Origin of the sequence: Streptomyces sp. NPDC048516 (genome assembly GCF_043199875.1) — a bacterium.
Taxonomy (GTDB): Bacteria; Actinomycetota; Actinomycetes; order Streptomycetales; family Streptomycetaceae; genus Streptomyces.
Window position 1 is genome coordinate 374,914 of record NZ_JBICWS010000002.1, and the last position, 24,249, is coordinate 399,162.

Below are 24,249 nucleotides of genomic sequence, written 5' to 3' on the forward strand. Positions count from 1 at the left end.
GATCTATCGCGTTTCGGTACGCTGAGCCCGTGGACGCAGACAACGGGGGACGACCGGGCCCCGAGAACCCGCCCGGACCGCTTCAGAAGCAGGACGAACGGCAGGAGCGGCAGCCGGTGAACATGACCAAGCCGCCGTCCGCGCCGTCCGCGCCGCCGGCGGTGGCCGAGGGGGACATCCGGGCGTCCGACGCGGACCGCGACCGGGTCGCCGAGATCCTTCGCGAGGCACTGGCCGAGGGCCGGCTGGACCCGGAGGAGCACGCCGACCGGATCGACACGGTCTACCGCGCCAAGACCATGGGCGAACTGGAGCCCGTCGTACGGGATCTGCCCGCGGCGGGCGCCGGACGCGGGCAGGCGGGCCCGGACGCGTACGTCTACGGCCCGCGCGCCCCGGTCCCGGACCAGAACCTCGTCGCGATCTTCAGTGCCTCCGTCCGCAAGGGCCGGTGGCAGGCCCCCGCGCGGATCAACGCCTTCGCGCTCTTCGGCAGCGTCGAGATCGACCTCACCGAGGCGGTCTTCCCGCAGCAGCAGGTCCAGATCAACGTCACGGCCGTCTTCGGCAGCGTGGAGATCCGGGTCCCGGAGAACATCACCCTGCGCAGCAGCGGCTCCGGCATTCTCGGCAACTTCGAGATCGAGACCCATGACGCCGAGGACGTCAACGCCCCGCAGGTCCTGGTCAACGGCTATGCCGTGCTGGGCAGCGTGGAGGCCAAGCCCAAGCGCGGCGCCTGGATCCGCGACCTGCGCGACCGGCTGCGCGAGGGGCACCGGGAGCTGCGCCACGAACTGCGTGAGGAGCGCCGTGAGTGGTATCACCAACTGCGCCACGACCGCCACGAGTGGCAGGAAAGGATGCACTCCGCACGGCGCGAGCGCCGGGACCGGTTCCGGTAAGGGCTCGGGGCGGCGCGGGAGGGCGCGGAGGGCCGCGGGACCGCGGGCAGGAGCAGGGGGCCGGGCGGCGGGTGTCCGGGGGCGGGGCCACGCGCCTGTGGGGACGCGTAGGGCGATCGGCCACCGCCCGGGCGCGGGTGACCCGTCGGAGGCGGCTCGGAGGCGGCCTGGACGCGGCGCCACCCGCGATTGTCTCGTTGTCGCACGATCGCCACGGTGTGCATAAGCGTGCGTACAGCGGGTAGGGCTGGTGCATCGTCTCTCGTACGGCTGCGGGGTGCGGAAATCGGCCGTGCGCAGCGAGACGGGCAAGGGTGATTCTCGCGCCGAAGCCGTCGTCAGGAGTAGACCGTGCTGCTACCGCATCAGCCCCTGCAGGATGCCGCTGTCGTTCCGTCCCAGCAAGTGCCTGATCGCGACGAGGCCGGCCCCTGGCATTCGGAGGCGGTGTGCCGCCGGGACGAAGCCGGGCTGTTCTTCGCCCCGTCCAAGGAGCCGACCGCCGCGCGGCTGGCCAGAGAAGAGGCCGCGAAGCGGGTCTGCGCCCGCTGCCCCGTGATGGTCGAATGCCGGGAGCATGCGCTGCTCCAGCCCGAGCCGTACGGCGTCTGGGGCGGTCTGACCGCGGCCGAGCGCCGGGTCGTGCTCACCCGTCGGCGGCGCCGTGAGGCCGAGCTCCAGCGAGCCGCCCATATGCCCGCGGCGGGCTAGACGGCCGCGCGAGGCTTCGGCCCGAGGACGCACCCCAGGGCGCATGGGCCACTTCGCCCCCGCCGGAGACTCTCCGGCGGGGGCGAAGTGTGTGGACGGGCGGGCCGGCTGCACGGGCCGGCCGCACCAGCCGCTAGCTGGGGCGCTCGAAGTCCACCGAGCTGTACGCACGCAGCTTGGACAGCCGGTGCTGGGAATCGATCTGGCGGATGGTGCCGGACTTGGAGCGCATCACCAGGGACTGGGTGTAGGCGTTCTCGGCGCGGTAGCGCACGCCGCGCAGCAGTTCGCCGTCGGTGATGCCGGTGGCGACGAAGAAGACGTTGTCGCCGCGGACCAGGTCGCCGATCTCCAGGACCTTGTCCAGGTCGTGACCGGCGTCCAGCGCCCGCTGCCGCTCCTCGTCGTCCTTGGGCCACAGCTTGCCCTGGAAGGCGCCGCCCAGACACTTCAGCGCACAGGCCGCGATGATGCCCTCGGGCGTACCGCCGATGCCCAGCAGCAGGTCCACGCCGGTGCCCTCACGGGCCGCCATGATCGCGCCGGCGACATCGCCGTCGGCGATGAACTTGATCCGGGCCCCGGCCTCCCGGACCTCCTTGACCAGGCCCTCGTGGCGGGGCCGGTCCAGGATGACCACGGTGACGTCCTCGACCGCGGACTTCTTCGCCTTCGCGATCCGCTTGATGTTCACGGCCACCGGCGCCGTGATGTCGACGAAGTCCGCCGCCTCCGGGCCCGTGGCGAGCTTGTCCATGTAGAAGACCGCGGACGGGTCGAACATCGAGCCGCGCTCGGCCACCGCCATCACGGACACGGCGTTCGCCATGCCCTTGGCGGTCAGCGTCGTCCCGTCCACCGGGTCCACGGCCACGTCGCACTCCGCGCCGGTGCCGTCTCCCACGCGCTCGCCGTTGTAGAGCATCGGGGCGTTGTCCTTCTCGCCCTCCCCGATGACCACGACGCCGTTCATGGAGACGGTGTGGATCAGGGCGCGCATGGCCTTCACCGCCGCGCCGTCCGCGCCGTTCTTGTCACCTCGCCCCACCCAGCGGCCCGATGCCATGGCACCGGCCTCGGTGACCCGGACGAGTTCCAGGGCGAGGTTGCGGTCCGGCGCCTCGGGGCTGACCTCGAGTTGGGACGGGAGATGATGCTCGCTCATCGAGCGCACCTTTCTGAACGGCGACGGCCGTGAAGGAATGAGGGTGGCTGTGCGGGGGTGCGGGGGTTTCCCCGGAGGTTCACAGTATCTCCAGGCCGCCAAAATGAGCAGAGGGCCCTACGCATGAGCAGCGGCGGGGGAGCTGGTCACCTGGGTGTTTGCACGGGTGACGGGCTTTGCCGGGGGGCCTGTCAGGGCCGCGGCGGGGATGGGGGACCATAGGGGCGTGGCAGGTATGCGAGGCAGGCAAACGGTGCGGGACATGGTCCTGTCACTGGCGGTGATCGGCATCCTCGTCGGGGCGATCTATCTCTTCATCCCGCACGACGAGAGCGCGGACGCGGCGCGGAACGCGGTCAAGAAGGTCGACTACCGCGTCGAACTGATCACGGCCCGGCGGGCGGCGCCCTACCCGGTCGCCGCGCCCGAGGGGCTGCCCAAGACCTGGCGTGCCACCTCCGTCTCGTACAAGGCGAACGAGGACGGCAAGGGCGGTGCCTGGCATCTGGGCATGCTCGACCCGGAGCAGGAGTACGCGGCCGTCGAGCAGAGCGACGCCATGCCGCGGAAGTTCATACAGGAGGTCACGCTCGGCGCGACCAAGGCCGAGGGCAAGCAGGCCGTCGGCAGCAAGAAGTGGGACCGCTACAAGGGCGACAAGTACAACGCGCTGGTCCGTGAGGAGCGCGGGGTGACCACGGTCGTCACCGGCACCGCGCCCTACGGGCGGCTCGCCGACCTGGCCGCCGCGCTGGTGGCGAAGAAGAGCTGAGAAGAAGAGCTGAGACGAAGAGCTGAGCGGCGCGGACGCCGAGCAGGAGAGCGATGAGGCCGCCGCACCCGGGAGGGAGGGGTGCGGCGGCCTCGTGCGTGGGGCGGACCGGGGCCGTCCTGCGCGGACGGCGATCCTCGGCGCCCGCTCAGACGGTGGCGACGGCCTCGTCGAAGGTCAGTCGCGGGCCGCGCGGGAAGAACGCGTCGGTGCCCGGCTTGCCGATGTTGATGATGAGGAACGACTTCTGCTTGCCGTCGCCGAAGAACTCCTTGTCGACGCCGGTGAAGTCGAAGCCGGTCATGGGGCCTGCGGCAAGGCCGGCGGCCCGGATGCCGACGATGAAGTAACCGGCCTGGAGGGTGGCGTTCTGGGTCCCGGCGACCTCGCGGCGCGCGGCCTCGGAGAAGAAGGAGTCCTTGATGCCGGGGGCGTGCGGGAAGAGCTGCGGCAGCTTCTCGTGGAAGTCCAGGTCCACGGAGAGGATCGCGGTCAGCGGGGCGCTGAGGGTCTTCGCGCCGTTGGCGCCCATGGCGTGGTTCACCAGGCGCTCGCGGGCCTCCTGGGAGCGGACCAGGGTTATCCGCAGCGGCGACTGGTTGAAAGCGGTCGGGCCGAACTTCACCAGGTCGTAGATGGCCTGGACCTGCTCGTCCGTCACCGGCTCGTCCGTGAACGTGTTGGCGGTCTGGGCCTCCCGGAACAGGAGGTCCTGAGCGGCGGCGTCAAGGGCGAGAGACATAAAGGCACCTCGGTGAGTGAGCTGGGGTTCAGGTTCAGGTTCTGTGGCTTCTGCGGCACTGCAGACAATAGTGATCATGCACGCACTGCAGGGGGCGTACGGCAAACCACTGTAATGCAGATAGATTAAGTTTCAACTAAAGCGGGACTGTGAGTCGGTTCACAGGGGTTTGCCTTGTCCTTGTGGGCTTCGAGGCGGGGCAGAGGGGGCGGCCGGGGCCTGCCCCCAGAGCGTTCCGCCGCTACGCGCGCTCCGCCTCGGGCCCGTCCGGCGACTGGGCCAGCGCCGCGTCCAGCCGCGCCCGCGCGCCGTCCAGCCAGCGTCGGCAGACCTTCGCCAGTGCCTCGCCGCGCTCCCACAGCGCAAGCGACTCCTCCAGGGTCGTGCCGCCCGCCTCCAGGCTGCGGACGACCTCGATCAGCTCGTCCCGCGCCTGCTCGTAACCGAGTGTGGAGTCCACCGACTCCACCGACTCCACCGACTCCACCGACTCCACCGATTCCGCCGGGGCCGCGGTGCCGGCCGCCGCACCCTGCTCCGCGTCCGCCGCGCCATCCGTCTTCGCCTTCGCCATGTCTCCCACCCTAAGAGTCTGCCTTTGCACTATTCGGGGGGTGTGACCGCGCCCGGGACGCCGTCCACCCGCACCCTGAACTCGCCCTCGGCCACCCGGGCCCGCAACGCCTCGTCCGCGCCGACCTCGTCCGGTGAGCGGACCGCCGCGCCGTCCGGTTTCTGGAGCACCGCATAGCCGCGCTCCAGCGTCGCCTTGGGGGAGAGTGCGACCACTCGGGCCAGGGTGTGCGTCAGCTCCGAGTCGGCGCGGTCCAGCAGATGCCCCAGGGTCCGCCGGCCGCGCTCCAGCAGCGCCGTGACCTGCTCCTCGCGGTCCTCGACCATCCGCTGCGGCCGCTGTATGCACGGCCGCTGCAGCGCCGAGGCGAGCCCCCGCTCCTCCCGCTGCAGAATGCCGTCGACGGCGCGCAGCGCCCGCTCCCGCAGCTGCTGGACCCGGGCCAGCTCCTCGCCGACGTCCGGCACCACCTTCTTCGCCGCGTCCGTCGGCGTCGAGGCACGCAGATCGGCGACCAGGTCCAGCAGCGGGGTGTCCGGCTCATGGCCGATCGCCGAGACGACGGGCGTCACGGCCGCGCTCACGGCCCGGACGAGCTGTTCGTCGGAGAACGGCAGCAGATCCTCCACGCTGCCGCCGCCCCGCGCGACGATGATCACGTCCACCTCGGGCAGCGCGTCCAGTTCCTGGACCGCCGCGACCACCTGCGGGACCGCATGCACCCCCTGCACCGGCACATTGCGCACCGCGAAACGGACGGCCGGCCAGCGGTGCCGGGCGTTCTCCAGGACGTCCCGCTCGGCGGCGCTCGCCCGGCCGCAGACCAGCCCGATCAGCTGCGGCAGGAACGGCAGCGGCTTCTTGCGGTCCGCGGCGAACAGCCCCTCTGCCGCCAGCGACTTCTTCAACTGCTCCAGCCGGGCGAGGAGTTCACCGACCCCGACCGGCTTGATCTCGGCGGCCCGCAGGGACAGCTGGCCGCGCGGGGCGTACCACTCGGGCTTGGCGTGCACCACCACCCGGGCGCCCTCGCTCACCACGTCGGCAACCTTGTCGAAGACCTGGCGGTAGCACGTCACGCTCACCGAGATGTCGTACGAGGGGTCGCGCAGCGTCAGAAAGACCACTCCCGCGCCGGGGCGCCGCGAGAGCTGGGTGATCTGCCCCTCGACCCACACCGCGCCGAGCCGGTCGATCCAACCGCCGATGAGCCGGGACACCTCGCCGACCGGGATCGGCGTTTCCGGGGACGTAGAAACTGCCATACGAGCGAGACTAGCGGCGGGCACTGACAGTGGCGGCGCGCTCGCGCGGTACGTGATCCGGCGGGCCGACCCCGCCTGCCCGTAAGGCCACCGTGCCCAGCGGGCATCCCCGCATCCCCGCATCCCCGCCTCGCCCCGACCCCTCACCCCCGCACCCCGCCCCCGCGCACCCACCCCCGGTACTGCATCGCCAGCACCACCAGTCCCACCACCAGCCAGCCCCCACCCACGGCCTGCGCGGCGGCCGAGGCCTCGACGATCACCGCGACCACCACCGCCAGCCCCAGCAACGGCACCACCAGATGCCGCAGCACGCTCGGTGTCCCGTCCGCCCGGCGGATCCAGAACCAGCCGGTCACCGACGCGTGCAGCAGCCCGAACGCGGTCAGCGCCCCCACGTTCACGACCGAGGACAGCTGGTCGAGCCCGTCGTCCCTGCGGGCCGCCCACACCGCCGCCACCAGCGACACCAGCGCCGCGCCCAGCAGCGCCCTGCGCGGTACCCCGCTGCCCGCGTCCACCTTCGAGATCGCCCCGGGCAGCCGCCGGTCCCGGGCCATCGCGAACAGCAGCCGGCCGGCCGCCGCCTGCCCCGCCAGTGCCGCGAACGCCGCGCCGATGGCCTTGCTCACCGCCACCAGGTCGTGCAGCCAGCGGCCCACCGACGCGTCGACCGTGGCGTAGAAGGCGCCGCCCTGCTCGCCCGGCCGGGCCGCCAGCTCCGTCGCGCTCATCGGCATCAGCAGCGCCGCCAGATACGTCTGCGCCGCGAACAGCACACCGGCCACCGCGAGACAGGCCAGCACCGCCCGCGCCACCCACTCCGGCCCGCCGGCCACCCACTCCGGCCCGCCGGCTCCCCGGGCGCCCGCTGTCCCCGCAGGCCCCTGGCCCCCGGCCGCCCCCGCAGACCCCCGCCCCCCGGCCTCCTCCGCGAACGACGCGATCGCGTCGAACCCCAGATACGACAACACCGCCACCGACACCGCGGCCAGCACCGCGCGCACCGAGAACCCGCCCTCGCCGGTCAGCGGCTCGGCCCAGCCCCGCGCAGCCCCGTGCGCGACCAGTTCGGCGACCGCCGACACCACGAACACCGCGAGCACCGCGATCTCCATCGCCAGCACCGCGAAGCCCACCCGGGCCGCCGTCCGCACGCCCCACAGATTCAGCAGCGTGGTCACGGCCACCGCCAGCGCCGTCCACACCCACTGGTGCACGGACGGCACCAGCGCATGCAGCGCGATCCCGGAGAACAGATACGCCACCGCCGGAATCAGCAGATAGTCCAGCATCGCCATCCATCCGGCGACGAACCCCGCACCCTCGCCCAGACCCACCCGGGCGTACGTATAGACCGAGCCGGCCTGCGGGGCGACCCGCACCATCTGGGCGTACGAGTAGGCGGTGAACGCCATCGCGACCGTCGCGACGAGGTAGACGGCGGTGACCGCACCGTGCGAGGTGGCCTGCAGCGTGCCGAAGATCCCGACCGGCGCCATCGGGGCGATGAACAGCAGACCGTAGACGACCAGATCCCGGAATGTCAGCGTCCGCCGCAGCGCACCGGGGACACCGGAGCCCCCGCCCGCGCCGGCCGTGGTGTCCGCGCCGCCGCCGGGCTCCCCGCCGCCCGCCCCCGCCCCGCCCGTGCCGCCACTGGTGCCCGGCATCCTGCCTCCTCGCTCCGTGCCGTCCCAGTCTCCGACAACGGCGCGATCTTCCGGGGCGGGCCACGCCTTTACGATGGGACGCATGACTTCCTCGCCCAGCCCGACGCCCGCCACCACCCCGGGCGAAGACGCTTCGCGCCGCAGCGACCGGCGCAAGGTCCTGCTCGCCGCCCCCCGTGGCTACTGTGCGGGCGTGGACCGCGCCGTGATCGCTGTCGAGAAGGCCCTTGAGCAGTACGGCGCCCCCGTTTACGTACGCCACGAGATCGTCCACAACAAGTACGTCGTGAAGACCCTGGAGAAGAAGGGCGCCATCTTCGTCGACGAGACGGAGGAGGTGCCCGAGGGCAACATCGTCATCTTCTCCGCGCACGGCGTGGCGCCCGCCGTCCACGACGAGGCCAAGCGCGGCAAGCTCGCCACCATCGACGCCACCTGCCCGCTGGTCACCAAGGTCCACAAGGAAGCCGTCCGCTACGCCAAGGAGGACTACGACATCCTCCTGATCGGCCACGAGGGCCACGAAGAGGTCATCGGCACCAGCGGTGAGGCGCCCGAGCACATCACGCTGGTCGACGGCCCCGAGGACGTCGGCAACGTCGAGGTCCGCGACCCGGACAAGGTCGTCTGGCTCTCCCAGACCACCCTCTCGGTCGACGAGACCATGGAGACGGTGGACGCCCTCAAGGGCCGCTACCCCAACCTCCTCTCGCCGCCCAGCGACGACATCTGCTACGCCACCCAGAACCGCCAGATCGCGGTGAAGCAGATGGGCGCCCAGGCCGACCTCGTCATCGTCGTCGGCTCCAAGAACTCCTCGAACTCCGTGCGCCTGGTCGAGGTGGCGCTGGGCGCGGGCGCCCGCGCCGCCCATCTGGTCGACTACGCCGAGGAGATCGACGAGGCCTGGCTGGAGGGCGTCGGCACGGTCGGTGTCACCTCCGGCGCCTCGGTCCCCGACGTGCTCGTCCACGGCGTCCTGGACTGGCTCGCCCAGCGCGGCTACGAGGACGTGGAGACCCTCACGGCCGCCGAGGAGTCCATCCACTTCTCGCTGCCCAAGGAGCTCCGCCGGGACCTGCGCGCCGAGGCCAAGGCGGCAACCGAGGACTGAGCCCGCCGCGTTCGCCGGGCCACCGGTCGCGGCATCCCGGGGGCGGGCCGCCGCGCCGACGCCTAGCCTTTTCCCATGAAGGTCTTCGGTGTGGACATCGGTGGATCGGGCATCAAGGGTGCCCCGGTGGATCTGGAGCGCGGTGAGCTCGCGGAGGAGCGCCACAAGGTGCTGACCCCGCATCCGGCCACCCCGGACGCGGTCGCGGCCGGCGTCAAAGAGGTCGTGGACCACTTCGGGTGGTCGGGGCCGGTCGGCGCGACCTTCCCCGGTGTGGTCACCGACGGGACGACCCGTACCGCCGCCAATGTCGACAAGGGCTGGATCGGACTCGACGCGGCCGCGCTGCTGACCACGCGGCTCGGCGGCGAGGCCGGCGGCAGCCCCGTCACCGTGCTCAACGACGCCGACGCGGCCGGCCTGGCCGAACTGCGCTTCGGCGCGGGCCGCGGCCGGACCGGCACGGTCATCGTGCTCACCCTCGGCACGGGCATCGGCAGCGCCGTCTTCACCGACGGCCGCCTGGTGCCCAACTCCGAGCTCGGCCACCTGGAGCTGCACGGCCACGACGCCGAGAAGCGGGCCTCCACCAAGGCCAAGGAGGACGAGGAGCTGAGCTGGCAGCACTGGGCGCACCGGGTCCAGAAGTACCTCGCCCATGTGGAGATGCTTTTCTCACCCGAGCTGTTCGTGATCGGCGGCGGGGTGAGCCGCAAGGCGGAGAAGTTCCTGCCGCTGATCGAGGGCGTCAGCGCGGAGATCGTGCCGGCTCAGCTTCAGAACAATGCGGGGATTGTGGGTGCCGCGATGGCTGCGTACGCCGCTCGGGCTGGCGAGCCACCTGCCGCGGACGGTTCCCCGGCCGCGGCCGCTCCCTCTCGGGCGCCCGCCCCGTCGGCCGGTCCTGCGGACCGCGCGGTGCGCTCTGCGGTCGACTCGCCGGTCGGCTGGCCCGACGCCGGGCAATGATCAGCACCCGTCGGACGATCGCGAGCAGCGCGCTGATCAGCGTGCCGGTGTAGAGCCAGCCGGCGTTCAGCGCGAGGACGGTGAAGACGCCCATCAGCAGCCCGTCGAACCCGCCCGCGCCGCGCTGCAGCGGCAGCGCACCGAGCGTGAACGCGATCGGCAGCGTGACCGGCGCAATGACCAGGTCGAACGGCCTGACCCAGAGCGCCGCGCCGACCCCGACCAGTACATAGAAGACGCCGTACGGGGCCGGTGCGCCGCCGAGCAGCAGCCGGTCCAGGAAGGCGAAGGCCAGCAGCACCAGCGTCGCCAGCAGCCAGCAGCCGAGCCCGGTGAGCTTGGCCGCCGGCATCCGGCGCCGCAGGGCGGGCGGCGGGGACGGCAGCGGGCGCTGCGGGCGCGCCCGGTAGACGGTCGCGGACTCCACGCCCTCCGGTGGGGCAGGGGCACGTCCCGGGGCCGCGGCCCCGGGCACCCGGGCGGGCGCGCGGAGGGGGCCGGCCGGTGCGGGACCGCGTCCCGCGGTCCGCACGACCGCGGGCGCGGACGCCGGTACGGCCGCGAACCCGGAGGCCCGCATCGCGGTGAGGAAGTCGTCGTCGGGGTCGGGGGCCACGGCCTCCGCGGGGCGCGGGAGCCTGGCGTCCTGGCCCGCGGGCGGACGTGCGGACCGCGGCGGGCTGTGCTGGGGGGTGCGCGCTTCGTGTTGCTCCACTCGTCAACGGTAGGCCGCTAAGTGGGATTAACCGGCTACGGGACACGCGCATTGGGCCGAGCCCGTTGCGGATTCCTCCCGCGTCCGGAGCCGGACGGGGGCGCGGCCGGTCCCGGTGGCGGCGGCTCGGCCCCGGCTGCCCCGTAGACTGGTGGATCGGCCCTCCCGGGGCCGTGCCCACCCCACCACCTCTCGCTCGGAAGTCGAGTCGCCACGTGTCGCTCACGATCGGAATCGTCGGCCTGCCGAATGTCGGCAAGTCGACCATGTTCAATGCCCTGACCAAGAACGACGTGCTGGCGGCCAACTACCCGTTCGCCACCATCGAGCCGAACGTCGGCGTCGTCGGCGTCCCCGACACCCGCCTCGCCAAGCTCGCCGAGATCTTCTCCTCGCAGAAGATCCTCCCCGCCACCGTCGACTTCGTCGACATCGCGGGCATCGTCCGCGGCGCCTCCGAGGGCGAGGGCCTGGGCAACAAGTTCCTCGCGAACATCCGCGAGTCCGATGCGATCTGCCAGGTCATCCGCGCCTTCAAGGACGAGAACGTCGTCCACGTCGACGGCAAGGTCTCGCCCAAGAACGACATCGAGACCATCAACACCGAGCTGATCCTCGCCGACCTCCAGACCATCGAGAAGGTGCTGCCGCGTCTCCAGAAGGAGTCGCGCATCAAGAAGGACGTGGCCCCGAAGGTCAAGGCCGTCGAGGAGGCCAAGGCGATCCTGGAGAAGGGCGACACGCTCTTCTCCGCCGGAATCGTCCAGGGCTCCGGCAACGAAGAGCTCCTGCACGACCTCCACCTCCTCACCACCAAGCCCTTCCTCTACGTCTTCAACGTCGACGAGGACGAGCTGACCGACGAGGACTTCAAGAACGAGCAGCGCGCCCTGGTCGCCCCCGCCGAGGCCATCTTCCTGAACGCCAAGCTGGAGGCCGACCTCGCCGAGCTGGACGAGGACGAGGCCCTGGAACTCCTCCAGTCCGTCGGCCAGGAAGAGCCGGGCCTGGCCACCCTCGCCCACGTCGGCTTCAACACCCTCGGCCTGCAGACCTATCTGACGGCCGGCCCCAAGGAAACCCGCGCCTGGACCATCAAGAAGGGCGCCACCGCCCCCGAGGCCGCCGGAGTCATCCACACCGACTTCCAGAAGGGCTTCATCAAGGCCGAGATCATCTCCTTCGCCGACCTCGTCGAAACCGGCTCGGTCGCGGACGCCCGCGCCGCGGGCAAGGCCCGCATGGAGGGCAAGGAGTATGTGATGCAGGACGGGGATGTGGTGGAGTTCCGGTTCAACGTCTGAGGCGCACGGCGAATGGCCGTCTGACCTGCGGCGGAGCGGGTTGGGCGGCCTTTGCTGTCCGTGCGGGGTCCGCAGCGTGCTGGACGAGTCCGGCGGGCGGGGGAGCGGCTAGGCCCCTTCGTCGACCGCCGTCTCGCCGTCCGCAGGGCGGTCCGCGTACGCCTTGTCGACGGCGGCCCGGGTCCGCTCCTCGGAGTCGGGCCACAGGTGGGTGCAGACGTTCAGCGTCATGGCCGCGTGGGTGTGGCCGAGACGCTCGGAGACCGTCTTCACGGACTCGCCGTGCTTGATCAGCAGGCTGGCGTAGTGGTGCCGGAGGGCGTGGGGTCCGGTTCCCCCCGGGGCCTGGTCGCGGCGGATCGACGACGGGCACCGCCTTGTCCACCTGGTCACGGGCAGGGAGTCCGTGATTCTCGCGGCTCGCTGTCATCGCTGGATACCGGGTCGTCAGTGCCGGGGCGCCGCGCGCGATGGAGGCGTGGCGGTCGAGGCAAGTCCACTTGTGGCCATGTCCGCTGGCGGAAGTCCGCGTCGGGTGAAAGCCGCGGACCGGTGGACGATGATCAGAACTGGTCTGCTGGTTCCTGCGAACAGTTGTGAACTGTGCGGGCAGGTGACAAAACGGTGGAGGGGGAGAGGGATGCTCGACTGTGAATCGACACGCTTCCTGGTGGTCAGCAACGAAGAGGGTCAATTCTCCCTGTGGCCCGAGGACCGAGAGCCACCGGCCGGCTGGCGGCCCCACGGCACCGGCGGGACGCGTGCCGAATGCCTGGATCATATCCGTGCGCACTGGCACGACATGCGGCCCCTGTCCCTGCGGCAGGACCCGTCGGAGGGCGCCGCGTGACGCTCCCCGGCACGGCCGACACCGTTACCGCACAGATCGCCGCCATCTGGGCCGAGCTCCTCGACCGCCCGGAGATCGCACCCGATGACAACGTCTTCCGGCTCGGGGCGAGTTCGGTCATGGCGGTCCGGGCCGCCGCTCGCATCCGTGAGGCGCTGAACACCCCGCTGCCGCTGCGGGACGTGTTCGAGTCACCGTCCGCTGCGGCGCTCGCCGAGCGGGTTCGGGCCGCACCCTCCGCCCCTCCGACGCCCACCCCGCCGGGGGCCGCAACCGCGGACGGCGAAGAGGCGCACGAGGATCCGGCGACCGCCCCCCTGGCCTTCCAGCAGGAGCCCATGTGGCTGTTCGACCAGCTTCAGCCGGGCAGCGCCACGTACCACATCCACTTCGCGGCGCGCTTCGAGGGGCCGCTGGACCTCGGCGTCCTCGACCAGTGCGTACGTGATCTCATCGAACGCCACACGGTCCTGCGCACCGTCTTCCCCACCGTCGGGGGCCGGCCCGTCCAGCGGGTTCTGGAGCACTTGCGGGTACCGGTGGAGGTATCCGACCTGCGGGAACTTCCCGAGCCCGAACGGCAGGCCCAGGCTGCCCGGATCGCGACCCGGGACGCGCGCGCCCCCTTCGACCTTGCGGCCGGACCGCTGCTTCGCCTCCGCGTCCTGCACCTCACCGAGACGTGTCACCGTCTGCTGGTGACTCTGCCGCACCTCATCACCGATGCCTGGTCCGACGACATTCTGGTGCGGGAACTCAACCACCTGTACCGCGCGCGTTCCCGGGGGACGGCCCCCGCTTTACCGCCGCTCCCGGTCACCTACCAGGACTGGGCGCGGCGTCAGCGCTCGGAGTCGGCCCGGACCGAGGCCGAGCAGCTCGACCGGTGGCGCCGGTACCTCGAGGGCGTGCCCACCGTGCTGGAACTTCCCGCCGACCGGCCGCGGCCGGCGGTCCAGCGTCACCGGGGCCGCAGGCTCACTTTCGACATACCGGAGTCCGTCGCCCGACGGCTCGAACTGCTCGCCGGGGCCGAGGGGACGACCCTCTACACCGTGCTTCTCGCCGGATTCGGCGCGCTGCTGCACCGGCTGACGGGGCAGCAGGACTTTCTTGTCGGCTCGCCTGTGGCGAACCGGACCCGCACCGACACCGAGGGCCTGGTCGGTCTCTTCGTCAACACGGTGGCGGTGCGTTGCACCCTGACCGGGAGGCCCTCCTTCTTGGAACTGGTCAGGCGGACGCGCACCTCGGCCGCGGAATGCTTCGCACTCCAGGAACTCCCCTTCCACCGCCTGGTGGAGCACCTCGCGCCGGTGCGCAGCCCCGCCTACACACCGCTCGTGCAGGTGATGCTCGCGCTGCAGAACACGCCCGACCGTGACGGCGGCAACGTCGACCGAGGACCGTTTCTGCGAGAGGACGATGCTGCCGACACCGGCACCGCGATGTTCGACCTCACGCTCTTCCTCACCCGGTCCGGCTCCGGCCTCCGGGGGGAATGGGAGTACGACAGCGACCTCTTCGACGAGGACCGCATCGGCGATCTCGGACATCAGATCGTCACTCTCCTCGACGCGGCCCTCGACCGCCCTGACCTGCCCGTCGCCACCCTGCCGCTCCAGGACCCCCAGGAGCGAGACCGCGTGGTCCATGCCTGGAACGACACGATCGCGATCGACCTGCCCGGTGGCCCGGACGCGGACACGCTGCCCGCGCTCGTCGACGCCCAGGCCCGGCGTACGCCCGACGCCGTGGCCGTGCGGACCGACGACGGCACAGAGGTGACGTACGGACAGTTAGTGCGAGCCGGTGACCGGTTGGCGAGGTCGCTGCTCGACCGTGGGCTCGCCCCGGAGGACGTGGTGGCCGTTGCCTGCGAGCGCTCCGTGGAAATGGTCGTGGCGCTGCTGGGGGTGCTCAAGGCGGGCGGCGCGTACCTGCCCGTCGACCCCGAAGACCCCTCCGAGCGCACCCGGTACGTGCTGCACGACAGCGGCACCCCGTTCGTACTGACCCTGGCCAGGCATGCCCAGGGGCTGCCCGACATGCCCGGGACGAGCGTCGTCCCTCTCGATGACCTCCAGCTGTTCGACGGTGCGGAGGACGACACGCCGCCCCTGCCCACCCTGCCCACCCTGGCCCCCGGCCACCTCGCCTACCTCATCTACACCTCGGGTTCCACCGGCCGGCCGAAGGGCGTCCTGAACGAGCACGGGGCGGTGTGCAACCGGATCCGCTGGGGCATGGCGGCGTTCCCGCTCGGCCTGGGCGGCACGGTGCTGCAGAAGACGCCGATCCACTTCGACATCTCCGTGTGGGAGATCTTCTGGACGCTTTCCTCCGGCGCGACGCTCGTGCTCGCCCGGCCCGGCGGCCACCGCGACCCCGCCTACCTGGCACGTCTGCTCGCCGACGAGGGCGTCACGGACGTGCACTTCGTACCGTCCATGCTCGCGGTGTTCCTTGACGGCGGTCCGCTCCTCGACGGGCTGCGGCTGCGCCGGGTGTTCTGCAGCGGCGAGGCGCTTCCCGCGGCACTGCGCGACCAGCTCTTCGCCCGGCTGCCCCAAGTGGAACTGCACAACCTGTACGGCCCGACCGAAGCGGCCATCGAGGTGACGCACTGGTGCTGCAGCCCCGGCGAATCCGCTGTGCCGATCGGTCGCCCCATCGCCAACGCCCGGTGCTATGTCCTCGATGCCGAACTCCAGCCGGTGCCCCCGGGGGTGCCCGGCGAGCTGTGGCTCGGCGGCCTGCCGGTCGCCCGCGGATACCACGGCCGGCCCGATCTGACCGGGGAGCGCTTCCTGCCGGACCCCTACGGCCCGGCGGGATCACGGATGTACCGCTCCGGCGACCTGGCCCGCCGGCGCCGCGATGGCGTCCTCGAATACCTGGGGCGCGAGGACGGCCAGGTGAAGCTGCACGGCCAGCGCATCGAACTGAGCGAGATCGAGGCGGCCCTGACCGGTCCCGCCGGGGAGGCCGACGTGGTGGTCGACGTCCGGGGAACGGACGCACTCGGCAAGCGGCTCGTCGCCTACGTGCGGCCCGCCCGGCCCGAGCGGGCCGCGGAGCTGGTCGACGAGATCCGCGCGCTGGCCACCGCCCGGCTTCCCGCCTACATGCGGCCGAGCACCTACGTCATTCTGGAACGAATGCCGTTGACGGCGAGCGGTAAGACGGACCGCAAGGCGCTGCCCGACCCGGGGCCGGGCGAGGGGAGCACCACCCGTACCGGCACCCCGCCCCGCACCCCCGTGGAACGCGAACTGGCCCTGGTCTGGTCGGAGGTACTGGGTGCCGAGGGCATCGTTGTCGAGGACAACTTCTTCGAGATCGGCGGCCACTCGCTCCTGGCGGCCCGTATGACCAGCCGTGCGGGCGTGGCGCTCGGCTTGGACCTGTCGGTCGGCCTGGCTTTCGAACATCCCACGCTGGGGGAGTTCGCGCTCGCGGCCGTGGCCGCCCGAGCGGCCGTGGACAGTGCGGAGACGCAGCGGCTGCTGGCAGAGCTGGAGGCCCTGGCCGAGGCGGAGGAGGAGACCGGCACCGGCGCGGATGGCCCCGTTGCCACCGGCACGGTCGGCGATACCGATGCGCCCGGTGCCGCCGATGCGGACGGCGATGCCGGGAACGGCCTGCGAGGTATTCGGTGAAAGACGGTCAGGCCGGAGCCTGCCGCGGCTTCGAGGGCGACGCGCCCCGTACAGCTGCCCAGGCCACCCCCGAGCGGGAATCCGCCCGCACCGACTGGTGGGCGGTGACGGGCGGCATTCTGATCGGCGCCCTGCTGTGTGTGTTCAACATCCTCGTCATCTTCAAGACGGGGGTGGCCTTCGGCGGGTCGGCCCTGGTCGTGGTGGTGGGGGCGGTCTGGCTGCGGCTGCGGCGGCGGCTGGCCTGGCACAGCCTGTTCGTTGTCTTCTCCATCGCCTCCAGCGGATACCTCTCGGCCGCTGCCATCGGCTCCGGGATCGCTGCCAACCACCTCAGGGACGGGTCGGTGCCTCCGTGGGCGGCCCTCGCCGCCGTCGTCCTGCTCTCCAACGCCGTGGGACTGGTGCTCGGCCTCCTCACCGCCCGTATGCTCAAGCGGGAGGAACTGCCGTTCCCCACGCTTCGGCCCGCCATCGTGCTGATGGAGGGCTTCAGCCGCGCGCGGGATGTCTCGGCCCGCCCGCTGGTGTGGTCGGCGCTGGCCTCGGCCGCCGTCGCGCTGGCCGTCTCCCTGACGACGGCCGACGGGTCCGTGCACCTGCCCGGTACACCCGGATTCGTCGGGCTCGCCCTGTCGCCCATGCTGCTCGGCGTCGGTGCGCTCGCCGGCAGCCGCTCCGCGGTGTGGATGCTCGTCGGCGGCGTGTGCTCCGCCATCGTCTGGAGCCGGACCGACCCGGCGGACAGCTACACCGAGCACCTGTCGACCGGCCCCATCCTGGCCATCGGTATCGGTGTCATCACCGGATACTCGGTCGCCACCCTGGTCAGGTCGCTGCGGGTGATGAGGCGCGGCGCCGCCCCCCGTGTCGGCGGCGAGCGCCGTGCGGGTGCGGCCCTGTGCGGGCTGCTCCTGGTCGGCGCCGCAGCCCTGTGCTGGTACTACGGGGCGGGCCGCGGCCTGGGCGTCGCGCTGCTCCTGTCGGCCATGACGCTGCTGTTCGCGCTGTTCTTCGTCCGGGTCGGCGCCGAGACCGGCATCGCCCCGCTGTCCCCGGCCATCTTCCTCGGCATCATCCTGCTGCGCTTGGCGGGGCTGCCGGTGGGCGACGCGATCGTGCTCAGTACGGCCGTCTCCGGCGCCGCCATGGCCGCGCTGTACTACACGTACGCGGTCCGTGTGTCCGACACCGCGGTGGCCGCGCGGCCCGCGCCGCGCACGACGCTGTCCACCCAGGCCCTCGGTGGCTGGCTGGGCGCGATCGTCGGCCTGTTCCTGATGGCCGTGCTGCTGCGCTCCGGCCTGGTAGGACAGCCGGAGTTCCCCGCTCCGCTGGCCCGCGCCTTCGACTTCGTCGCGACTGCCTACACCCTGGGCTCCTCCCAAGCGCACCAGGTCGGACCGTCGCTCGCCGCCGCCGTGCCGGCCGGCTTCCTGCTCACCTTCGCTCCGGTCTCGCCCTCCGCCCTGGGGCTGGGCATGTTGCTGCCGCCCGCGACGGTCCTGACGATGTCCCTGGGCGGCGGCGCGGCCTGGCTGATCACACGCAAGGCGCCCCACCTGAAGGAATGGGTGGGCACGGTGGCCTCCGGCCTGGTCATCGGAGAGGGCGTTGTCTCGGCCGTGATCGTCGCAGCCCGGGCCATCGGCTAGCCGGGCACCGTGAACCCGCCGCCGGACACGGCTTCGGCGTCGTCCCACAGAGAGGGAAGGCACAGCAGTGGAAGACCTCCAGAGCAGGATCGCCGCGCTGCCGCCCAAGCAGCGAGCGCTGTTCGAGAGCCGTCTGCGGGCGGCCGGTCAGGGGCGGGACACCGGGATCACGCGCAGGCCCGACGACGGCAGGCCGGTGCCGCTGTCCTTCGCCCAGCACCGGCTGTGGTTCCTCGACCAACTGGAGCCGGGCCGCGCCGTCTACAACGTTTCCGCCTCGCTCAGGCTGCGCCGCCCTGTGTCCACCGAGACGGTCCGCACCGCCCTGGGCGAGCTGACCCGGCGGCACGAGACGCTACGCACCACCTTCCCGGCCGACGGGGGTGAGCCCCGGCAGTGCATCGCCGCGAACCTCGCCCCGCCGCTGACCGAAATCAACCTGCGCGGCATGCCGGAGAGCGCCCGGGCGGCAGCCGCGCTGCGGCTGTGCGGGCAGGACAAGCAACAGCCCTTCGACCTGGCGTCCGGCCCCCTGCTGCGCTGCCTGCTGCTACGGCTGCGCGACGACGAGGCGCTGCTGTTCCTGACCTTCCATCACACCGTCTTCGACGGCTGGTCGATCGGCCTGCTGCGGCGTGACCTGAACGCCCTGCTGCGCACCGCCGAGTCGGGCGAGGAGGCCCTGCTGCCCCCGTTGCCGGTGCAGTACGCCGACTTCGCCGACTGGCAGCGCCGCCGGCTGGACGACCAGCGCCTCGCCGAACTGCTCGACTACTGGCAGGACCGGATGCGCGGCGCGCCCCCGGCCATCAATCTGCCCTTCGACCATCCCCGGCCCGCCGAAGCGACCTACGAGGGGGCCCGCCGGCGATTCGCCCTGTCCGCCGAGCTGACCGGGGCCGTGCGCGAGCTGGCCGCACGCTGCGGTGCCACTCCCTTCATGGCCCTGCTCGCGCTGTTCGCCACCCTGTTGCACCGGTGGAGCGGAGAGCGCGACATGGTCATCGGCACCCCGGTGGCCAACCGTGCCCACCCCGAGTTGGAGAACCTGATCGGCTTCTTCGCCAACACCCTGGCGATGCGCGTCCAGGTGGAGCCCGGCACTACCTTCGAGGACGTGCTGGCCCAGGTCCGGCAGACCACGGTGGAGGCGCTGGCCAGGCAGGATCTGCCGTTCGAACGGTTGGTGGAGCAGGTGAGGACGCAGCGCAGCCTCACCCACAATCCGCTGTTCCAGGTCGCGTTCGTCATGGAGGACGGCCGGGACGCCAGCGAGCTGGACAACCTGTTGCCCGGGCACGCCCGCGACACCCACACCCCGGACTCCGCCAAGTTCGACCTGACCCTGGTGCTCACCGACCGCGAGCACACCTTCACCGGTTACTTCGAGTACAGCTACGCCCTCTTCGACCCGGTGACCATCGACCGCCTCACCGAGCGGCTGGAACTGCTTGCGCGGGCGGTCACCACCGACCCTGACCGCGACCTGGCCGCCCTGCCCGTCCTCACCCGGGACGAGACCGATCACCTGCGGCAGATCAACGCCCCGGTCCCGGACGACCCCCGGCACCACCGGACCTTGCACCAGGTGCTCGAAGAGGCCGCGCGGCGCCACCCGGCCCACACCGCGGTGGAGGCACCGGACCGCCACCTCACCTACCTCGAGCTGGACACGGCGGCCAACCGGCTCGCCCACCACCTGGTCGCTCTCGGCGTCGGCCCCGAACAGCCGGTCGGTGTGGCCCTGGACGGCACAGCGGACGCCGTGGTGGCCACTTTCGGCGTCCTCAAGGCCGGTGCCGCGCTGCTGCCGCTCGACCCTGAGTACCCCCCGGCGCGGCTTGCCGACATCACGGGCAGCAGCGGCGTGCGGCTCCTGCTCACCCAGCGGGCCCTGGCCGACCGCTTCGCCTTCGCCGATGACGTCACCCCGCTGCTCCTGGACGACGACGCGACTCGCGCCGCGATCGCAGCCAGGCCGGAGCGACGGCCGGAGGTGTCCATCCCGCTGGACCGGCTCGCCTACCTCATCTTCACCTCGGGTTCCACCGGCTTGCCCAAGGGCGTCATGGTGCCGCACCGCGGCATCGGCAGCCTGACCCGCAGCGCCGAGCAGTTCGCACAGACCCCGGACAGCCGCGTCCTGCGCTTCGCCTCACCGAGCTTCGACGTCTCCCTCCTCGAACTGTTGATGACGTTCGACGCCGGAGCCACCCTGGTCGTCGAGCCGAGGGCCACGCTCGTACCCGGTGACGACCTGGCCCAGCTGATCAGGGACCGCGCGATCACGACCGTCCTGCTGTCGCCATCGGCACTCTCCACGCTCACCGGCAGCGAACTGCCCGGCCTGCGCACCGTGGTGATGGCGGGGGAGGCCGCGACCCTCGAACTCGCCCAGCAGTGGTGCGCCGGCCGGGAGGTCTTCAACGGGTACGGGCCCACCGAGGCGACCGTCCTCGCCACCGTTGCGCGCTGTACCCCGGACCGGGTACCGCCGCTCGGCCGCCCGGTCGCCGGCTACACGGTCCACGTCCTGGACGACTCACGGCGCCCCGTCCCCTTCGGGCGGCAAGGAGAGCTGTACCTCGGCGGCGTAGGTCTCGCCCGCGGCTACCTCGGCCGGCCCGAGGCCACCGCACTGAGCTTCCTCCCCGACCCGGTCGGCTCCCAACCCGGCGCCCGCCTCTACCGGACGGGTGACCTGGTGCGCTGGGGCGCCGACGGCGAGCTGGAATTCCTGGGCCGCGCCGACCACCAGGTGAAGCTGCGCGGTTTCCGGATCGAGCTGGGAGAGATCGAGAGCCGGCTGGAGGACCACCCGGGGGTGCGCGCCGCCGTCGCCCAGGTCCGCGGCGAAGGCACCGGACGGCGCCTGGCCGGCTACGCCGTACCCGCGCCCGGCCAGGCCCGGCCGACCTCGGCGGACCTGCGTCAGTGGCTCAAGGACCGGCTGCCCGGATACATGATCCCGGAGCTGTTCGTCCTGCTCGACGCCCTGCCCACCGGCCCCAACGGCAAGCTCGACCGCGACGCCCTGCCCGACCCGCTCCAGTGGTCCGCCGACAGCGCGGGGGAGGACAGGCCGGCTCTGGGCCCGGTGGAGGCGCAGGTCGCCGAGGTCTGGCGGGAGGTCCTCGGCATCACCCTGCCCGGCGGCGCCGACAATTTCTTCGAAGTGGGCGGAAACTCCCTGTCCGCGACGCGGGTGATGGCCCGGCTCAACCAGATTTTCGGCACCCGGCTGCCGGTGCGCACCCTGTTCGTGGAATCCACCGTGTCCGGACTTGCCAAAAGTGTCACCGCAAACGGCGGTCCGCTGAACTTCCGTAGCCGGACATGACCACAAGTGGAACGCCAAGAACTCTGGCGTTCGCTGCTTGAGGCGCCTGATGATTGGTGTGGCGCGAAAATAGTTCACTGCCATATGCGGAGGAGAGCTGCGTGAGCCATCGGTCCCGGCAGGTGAAACACCCCGACAGTTTCGATGCCCGCGCTCGCCTGACCGTCGCGGGGGACACCTTTGAAATCTTCCGGCTGCAGAATGCGGTACCGGGAGCGGACTCTCTTCCGTACAGCATCCGCATTCTGCTGGAAAACCTGCTGCGGCACGAGGACGGCGTTCGCGTACGGGCCGACCACGTCACCGCGCTCGCCGGCTGGGACCCGGCACAGCCCGGGCCCGAGGTCCTCTTCCACCCCGCCCGGGTGGTCATGCAGGACTACAGCGGCGTGCCGTGCCTGGTCGATATGGCCGCCATGCGGGAGGCGGCCGTACGCCTCGGTGGCCAGGCCTCGGCCATCAGCCCCCGTGTCCCGGTGGACCTCGTCGTGGACCACTCGGTCATGGCCGATGCCTTCGGCACGCCCGACGCCTACGCCCGCAACGCCGCGCTCGACCACGCCCGCAACCGGGAGCGCTACGAGCTGCTGCGCTGGGCCGAGTCCACCTTCGAACGGCTGAAGGTCGTCCCGCCGAACACCGGCATCATCCATCAGGTCAACCTCGAACGGCTGGCCGGCGTGGTGATCGCCGACGACGGCACGGGCACCGCCGCCCTCTACCCGGACACGGTGGTCGGTACGGACTCGCACACCCCCATGGTCAACGGCCTGGGCGTGCTCGGCTGGGGCGTCGGCGGCATCGAGGCGGTGGCGGCGATGCTCGGACAGCCGCTGTCGCTGCGCACGCCCCGGGTCATCGCCTGCGAGCTGAGCGGCCGCCCCCTGGGCGGGGTGACGGCCACCGACATCGTCCTGACCCTCACCGAACGGCTGCGCGCGCACGGTGTGGTGGGCTCGTTCATCGAGTTCCACGGCCCCGGTCTGGCCGCGCTGAGTGCCGCCGACCGGGCCACCATCGCCAACATGTGCCCGGAGTACGGCGCGACCTCGGCGTTGTTCCCCATCGACGAGGAGGTCCTGCGCTACCTGCGCGCCACCGGGCGTTCGCCGGCCCATGTGGACCGGGTGCGTGCTTACGCCGAGGAACAGGGGCTGTGGTACGACCCTGCGGACGTGGCCGGCTTCCGGTACACCGAGCGGATCGCTTTCGACCTGGCCTCGGTCGTCCCGTCGATCGCCGGGCCCCGGCGCCCCCAGGACCGGGTGCCGCTGGCCGACGCGCGCGCAGCCTTCGCCGCTGCCCTGCCCGACCTCAACGGGGGCAAACCGCAGCGGGCCGAGGTCACCGCTCCCGACGGCAGCCGCCACACCCTCGCCGACGGCGCCGTGGTGCTGGCCGCCATCACCTCGTGCACGAACACCTCCAATCCCGCCCTGATGATCGCGGCCGGCCTGCTCGCCAAGAAGGCCGTCGAACGTGGTCTGCAGCCACGCCCCTGGGTCAAGAGCACCCTTGCCCCGGGGTCGGCCGCCGTGATGGAGTACCTGGCTCACGCCGGCCTGGACACCTACCTCGCCAAGCTCGGCTTCAACCTGGTGGCGTACGGCTGTACCTCCTGCATCGGCAACTCCGGACCGCTCCCGGACGGTGTGGGCGCCGCCGTGCGGGAATCCGGCCTGGCCTCGGTGGCGGTGCTGTCCGGCAACCGCAACTTCGAGGGCCGGATCAACCCCGATGTGCGCATGAACTACCTGGCCTCACCGCCGCTGGTGGTGGCTTACGCCCTGGCCGGGACGATGGACATCGACCTCACCCACGACCCGATCGGGGCCGCGCCCGACGGCAGCCCGGTCCGGCTGGCCGACATCTGGCCGGACGGCCGGGAGGTGGCCGACGTGGCCCGGACGGCCGTCAGCCCCGACGTGTACACCGCCATGTACGAATCCCTCGTGGCCGGCGACGACCGTTGGCGCGCCCTCCCGGCGCAGCCCAGGGAGTTGTACCCGTGGTCGGAGGAGTCCGCCTACGTCGCGCCGCCGCCGTACTTCGACGGCACCGCGGCCGAGCCGCCGGCGCTCGACGACATCGCCGGCGCCCGGGTGCTGGCCTACCTCGGGGACTCGGTCACGACCGACCACATCTCACCCGCCGGCAGCATCCCGGAAGAATCGCCGGCCGGCGCCTACCTGCGTGGCCTCGGCGTACGGCCCGAGGAGTTCAACTCCTACGGCGCCCGGCGCTGCAACCACGAGGTGCTGTTGCGCGGCTTGTTCTCGAACGCCCGGCTGCGCAACCGCCTGGTGCCCGACACGGTGGGCGGCTACACGAGGGACCACCTCAGCGGTGGCACCACCGGCATGTACGAGGCGGCACGCGCATACCGGCAGGCGGGCGTCCCGCTTGTCATCCTGGCCGGACGGGAGTACGGCACCGGGTCCTCCCGGGACTGGGCGGCCAAGGGCCCGGCGCTGATCGGGGTCCGTGCGGTGATCGCGGAGTCCTTCGAAAGAATCCACCGGTCGAACCTTGTCGGAATGGGGATTCTTCCGCTGGAATTTCCGCCCGGCGAGAGCGCGCGGACACTTGGCCTCACCGGGTCCGAGGAGTTCGACATCGTCGGCGTCAAGAGATTCGCTGAATCCGTGCCACATACCGTCCAGGTTTCCGCGGGAACGGTTTCCTTCGACGCTGTCGTCCGGGTCGATACTCCCATGGAAGCGGAATTCATCAGACACGGTGGAATCCTGCCGTACACCCTGCGCAGTGTGCTCGGACTGAACGGCAGTTGACCGGTCCTGCCCTCCTGGACATTCCCCGTTCGTGATTCGCT

General features: G+C 71.6%; 17 protein-coding genes and 1 pseudogene. 11 read left to right on the plus strand and 7 right to left on the minus strand.

Features of this window, described 5'->3' with window-relative positions:
* The first annotated feature begins 29 nt into the window (after positions 1-29).
* Both ACGFR7_RS05570 and ACGFR7_RS05575 read left to right on the plus strand, forming a co-directional pair.
* Entirely contained in the window at positions 30-905 is an 876-nt protein-coding gene (locus ACGFR7_RS05570) for a DUF1707 domain-containing protein (RefSeq protein WP_393313356.1), read from the plus strand.
* A gap of 351 nt (positions 906-1,256) precedes the next feature.
* Positions 1,257-1,616, plus strand: a complete 360-nt coding sequence (locus ACGFR7_RS05575; protein WP_088799725.1) for a WhiB family transcriptional regulator — start codon at positions 1,257-1,259, stop codon at positions 1,614-1,616.
* 133 nt (positions 1,617-1,749) lie between these two features.
* Here the strand turns inward: ACGFR7_RS05575 and glpX are convergent, their stop codons facing one another.
* Entirely contained in the window at positions 1,750-2,781 is a 1,032-nt protein-coding gene (gene glpX / locus ACGFR7_RS05580) for a class II fructose-bisphosphatase (protein WP_340487027.1), read from the minus strand.
* 235 nt (positions 2,782-3,016) lie between these two features.
* On the opposite strand from glpX, the gene ACGFR7_RS05585 reads away from it, so the two are divergent.
* Complete coding sequence (locus ACGFR7_RS05585; protein WP_393314205.1) at positions 3,017-3,553, plus strand: DUF4245 domain-containing protein; 537 nt, start codon at positions 3,017-3,019, stop codon at positions 3,551-3,553.
* A gap of 148 nt (positions 3,554-3,701) precedes the next feature.
* Here the strand turns inward: ACGFR7_RS05585 and ACGFR7_RS05590 are convergent, their stop codons facing one another.
* From ACGFR7_RS05590 to ACGFR7_RS05605, 4 genes are all read right to left on the minus strand, one after another.
* Positions 3,702-4,295: a malonic semialdehyde reductase gene (locus tag ACGFR7_RS05590; RefSeq protein ID WP_393313360.1), complete on the minus strand. Its 594-nt coding sequence runs from the start codon at positions 4,293-4,295 to the stop codon at positions 3,702-3,704.
* Positions 4,296-4,536: 241 nt separating this feature from the next.
* On the minus strand, positions 4,537-4,869 hold the full coding sequence (locus ACGFR7_RS05595) for an exodeoxyribonuclease VII small subunit (protein ID WP_393313362.1): 333 nt from the start codon (positions 4,867-4,869) through the stop codon (positions 4,537-4,539).
* A gap of 29 nt (positions 4,870-4,898) precedes the next feature.
* Positions 4,899-6,134 carry an exodeoxyribonuclease VII large subunit gene (gene xseA, locus ACGFR7_RS05600; protein ID WP_393313365.1) on the minus strand — a complete coding sequence of 412 codons (1,236 nt, stop codon included), beginning with the start codon at positions 6,132-6,134 and terminating at the stop codon, positions 4,899-4,901.
* A 143-nt stretch (positions 6,135-6,277) separates the two neighbouring features.
* On the minus strand, positions 6,278-7,807 hold the full coding sequence (locus tag ACGFR7_RS05605) for an APC family permease (protein WP_393313368.1): 1,530 nt from the start codon (positions 7,805-7,807) through the stop codon (positions 6,278-6,280).
* A gap of 82 nt (positions 7,808-7,889) precedes the next feature.
* Between ACGFR7_RS05605 and ACGFR7_RS05610 the strand changes: the two genes are divergently transcribed.
* Both ACGFR7_RS05610 and ppgK read left to right on the plus strand, forming a co-directional pair.
* Complete coding sequence (locus ACGFR7_RS05610) at positions 7,890-8,921, plus strand: 4-hydroxy-3-methylbut-2-enyl diphosphate reductase (protein WP_393313371.1); 1,032 nt, start codon at positions 7,890-7,892, stop codon at positions 8,919-8,921.
* 75 nt (positions 8,922-8,996) lie between these two features.
* Positions 8,997-9,890: a polyphosphate--glucose phosphotransferase gene (ppgK, locus tag ACGFR7_RS05615; RefSeq protein WP_393313374.1), complete on the plus strand. Its 894-nt coding sequence runs from the start codon at positions 8,997-8,999 to the stop codon at positions 9,888-9,890.
* 13 nt (positions 9,891-9,903) lie between these two features.
* Here ppgK and ACGFR7_RS05620 read toward each other — a convergent pair.
* Positions 9,904-10,470 (minus strand): annotated as a pseudogene (locus ACGFR7_RS05620) (DUF6542 domain-containing protein); the annotation flags it as partial.
* 350 nt (positions 10,471-10,820) lie between these two features.
* Here ACGFR7_RS05620 and ychF point away from each other — a divergent pair.
* Positions 10,821-11,909, plus strand: coding sequence for a redox-regulated ATPase YchF (ychF, locus tag ACGFR7_RS05625; RefSeq protein ID WP_393313377.1), 1,089 nt, complete (start codon positions 10,821-10,823; stop codon positions 11,907-11,909).
* A gap of 108 nt (positions 11,910-12,017) precedes the next feature.
* Here ychF and ACGFR7_RS05630 read toward each other — a convergent pair whose 3' ends face one another.
* The gene (locus ACGFR7_RS05630) at positions 12,018-12,302 is read right to left on the minus strand and encodes a tyrosine-type recombinase/integrase (RefSeq protein ID WP_393313380.1); all 285 of its coding nucleotides are present in this window, start codon (positions 12,300-12,302) and stop codon (positions 12,018-12,020) included.
* Between the two features lie 247 nt (positions 12,303-12,549).
* Here ACGFR7_RS05630 and ACGFR7_RS05635 point away from each other — a divergent pair, with 247 nt between their 5' ends.
* The 5 genes from ACGFR7_RS05635 to acnA all read left to right on the plus strand — a co-directional run bounded on the left by ACGFR7_RS05635 (position 12,550) and on the right by acnA (position 24,208).
* A complete protein-coding gene (locus tag ACGFR7_RS05635) occupies positions 12,550-12,759 on the plus strand; it encodes an MbtH family protein (RefSeq protein ID WP_393313383.1) in 210 nt (69 codons plus the stop codon).
* The gene (locus ACGFR7_RS05640) at positions 12,756-16,421 is read left to right on the plus strand and encodes an amino acid adenylation domain-containing protein (RefSeq protein ID WP_393313386.1); all 3,666 of its coding nucleotides are present in this window, start codon (positions 12,756-12,758) and stop codon (positions 16,419-16,421) included. Before ACGFR7_RS05635 ends, ACGFR7_RS05640 begins: the two co-directional genes overlap by 4 nt.
* On the plus strand, positions 16,418-18,076 hold the full coding sequence (locus tag ACGFR7_RS05645) for an OPT/YSL family transporter (protein ID WP_393313389.1): 1,659 nt from the start codon (positions 16,418-16,420) through the stop codon (positions 18,074-18,076). Before ACGFR7_RS05640 ends, ACGFR7_RS05645 begins: the two co-directional genes overlap by 4 nt.
* Before the next feature lie 67 nt (positions 18,077-18,143).
* The gene (locus ACGFR7_RS05650; protein WP_393313392.1) at positions 18,144-21,416 is read left to right on the plus strand and encodes an amino acid adenylation domain-containing protein; all 3,273 of its coding nucleotides are present in this window, start codon (positions 18,144-18,146) and stop codon (positions 21,414-21,416) included.
* Between the two features lie 101 nt (positions 21,417-21,517).
* Positions 21,518-24,208, plus strand: coding sequence for an aconitate hydratase AcnA (gene acnA, locus ACGFR7_RS05655; RefSeq protein ID WP_393313395.1), 2,691 nt, complete (start codon positions 21,518-21,520; stop codon positions 24,206-24,208).
* Positions 24,209-24,249: the final 41 nt, after the last annotated feature.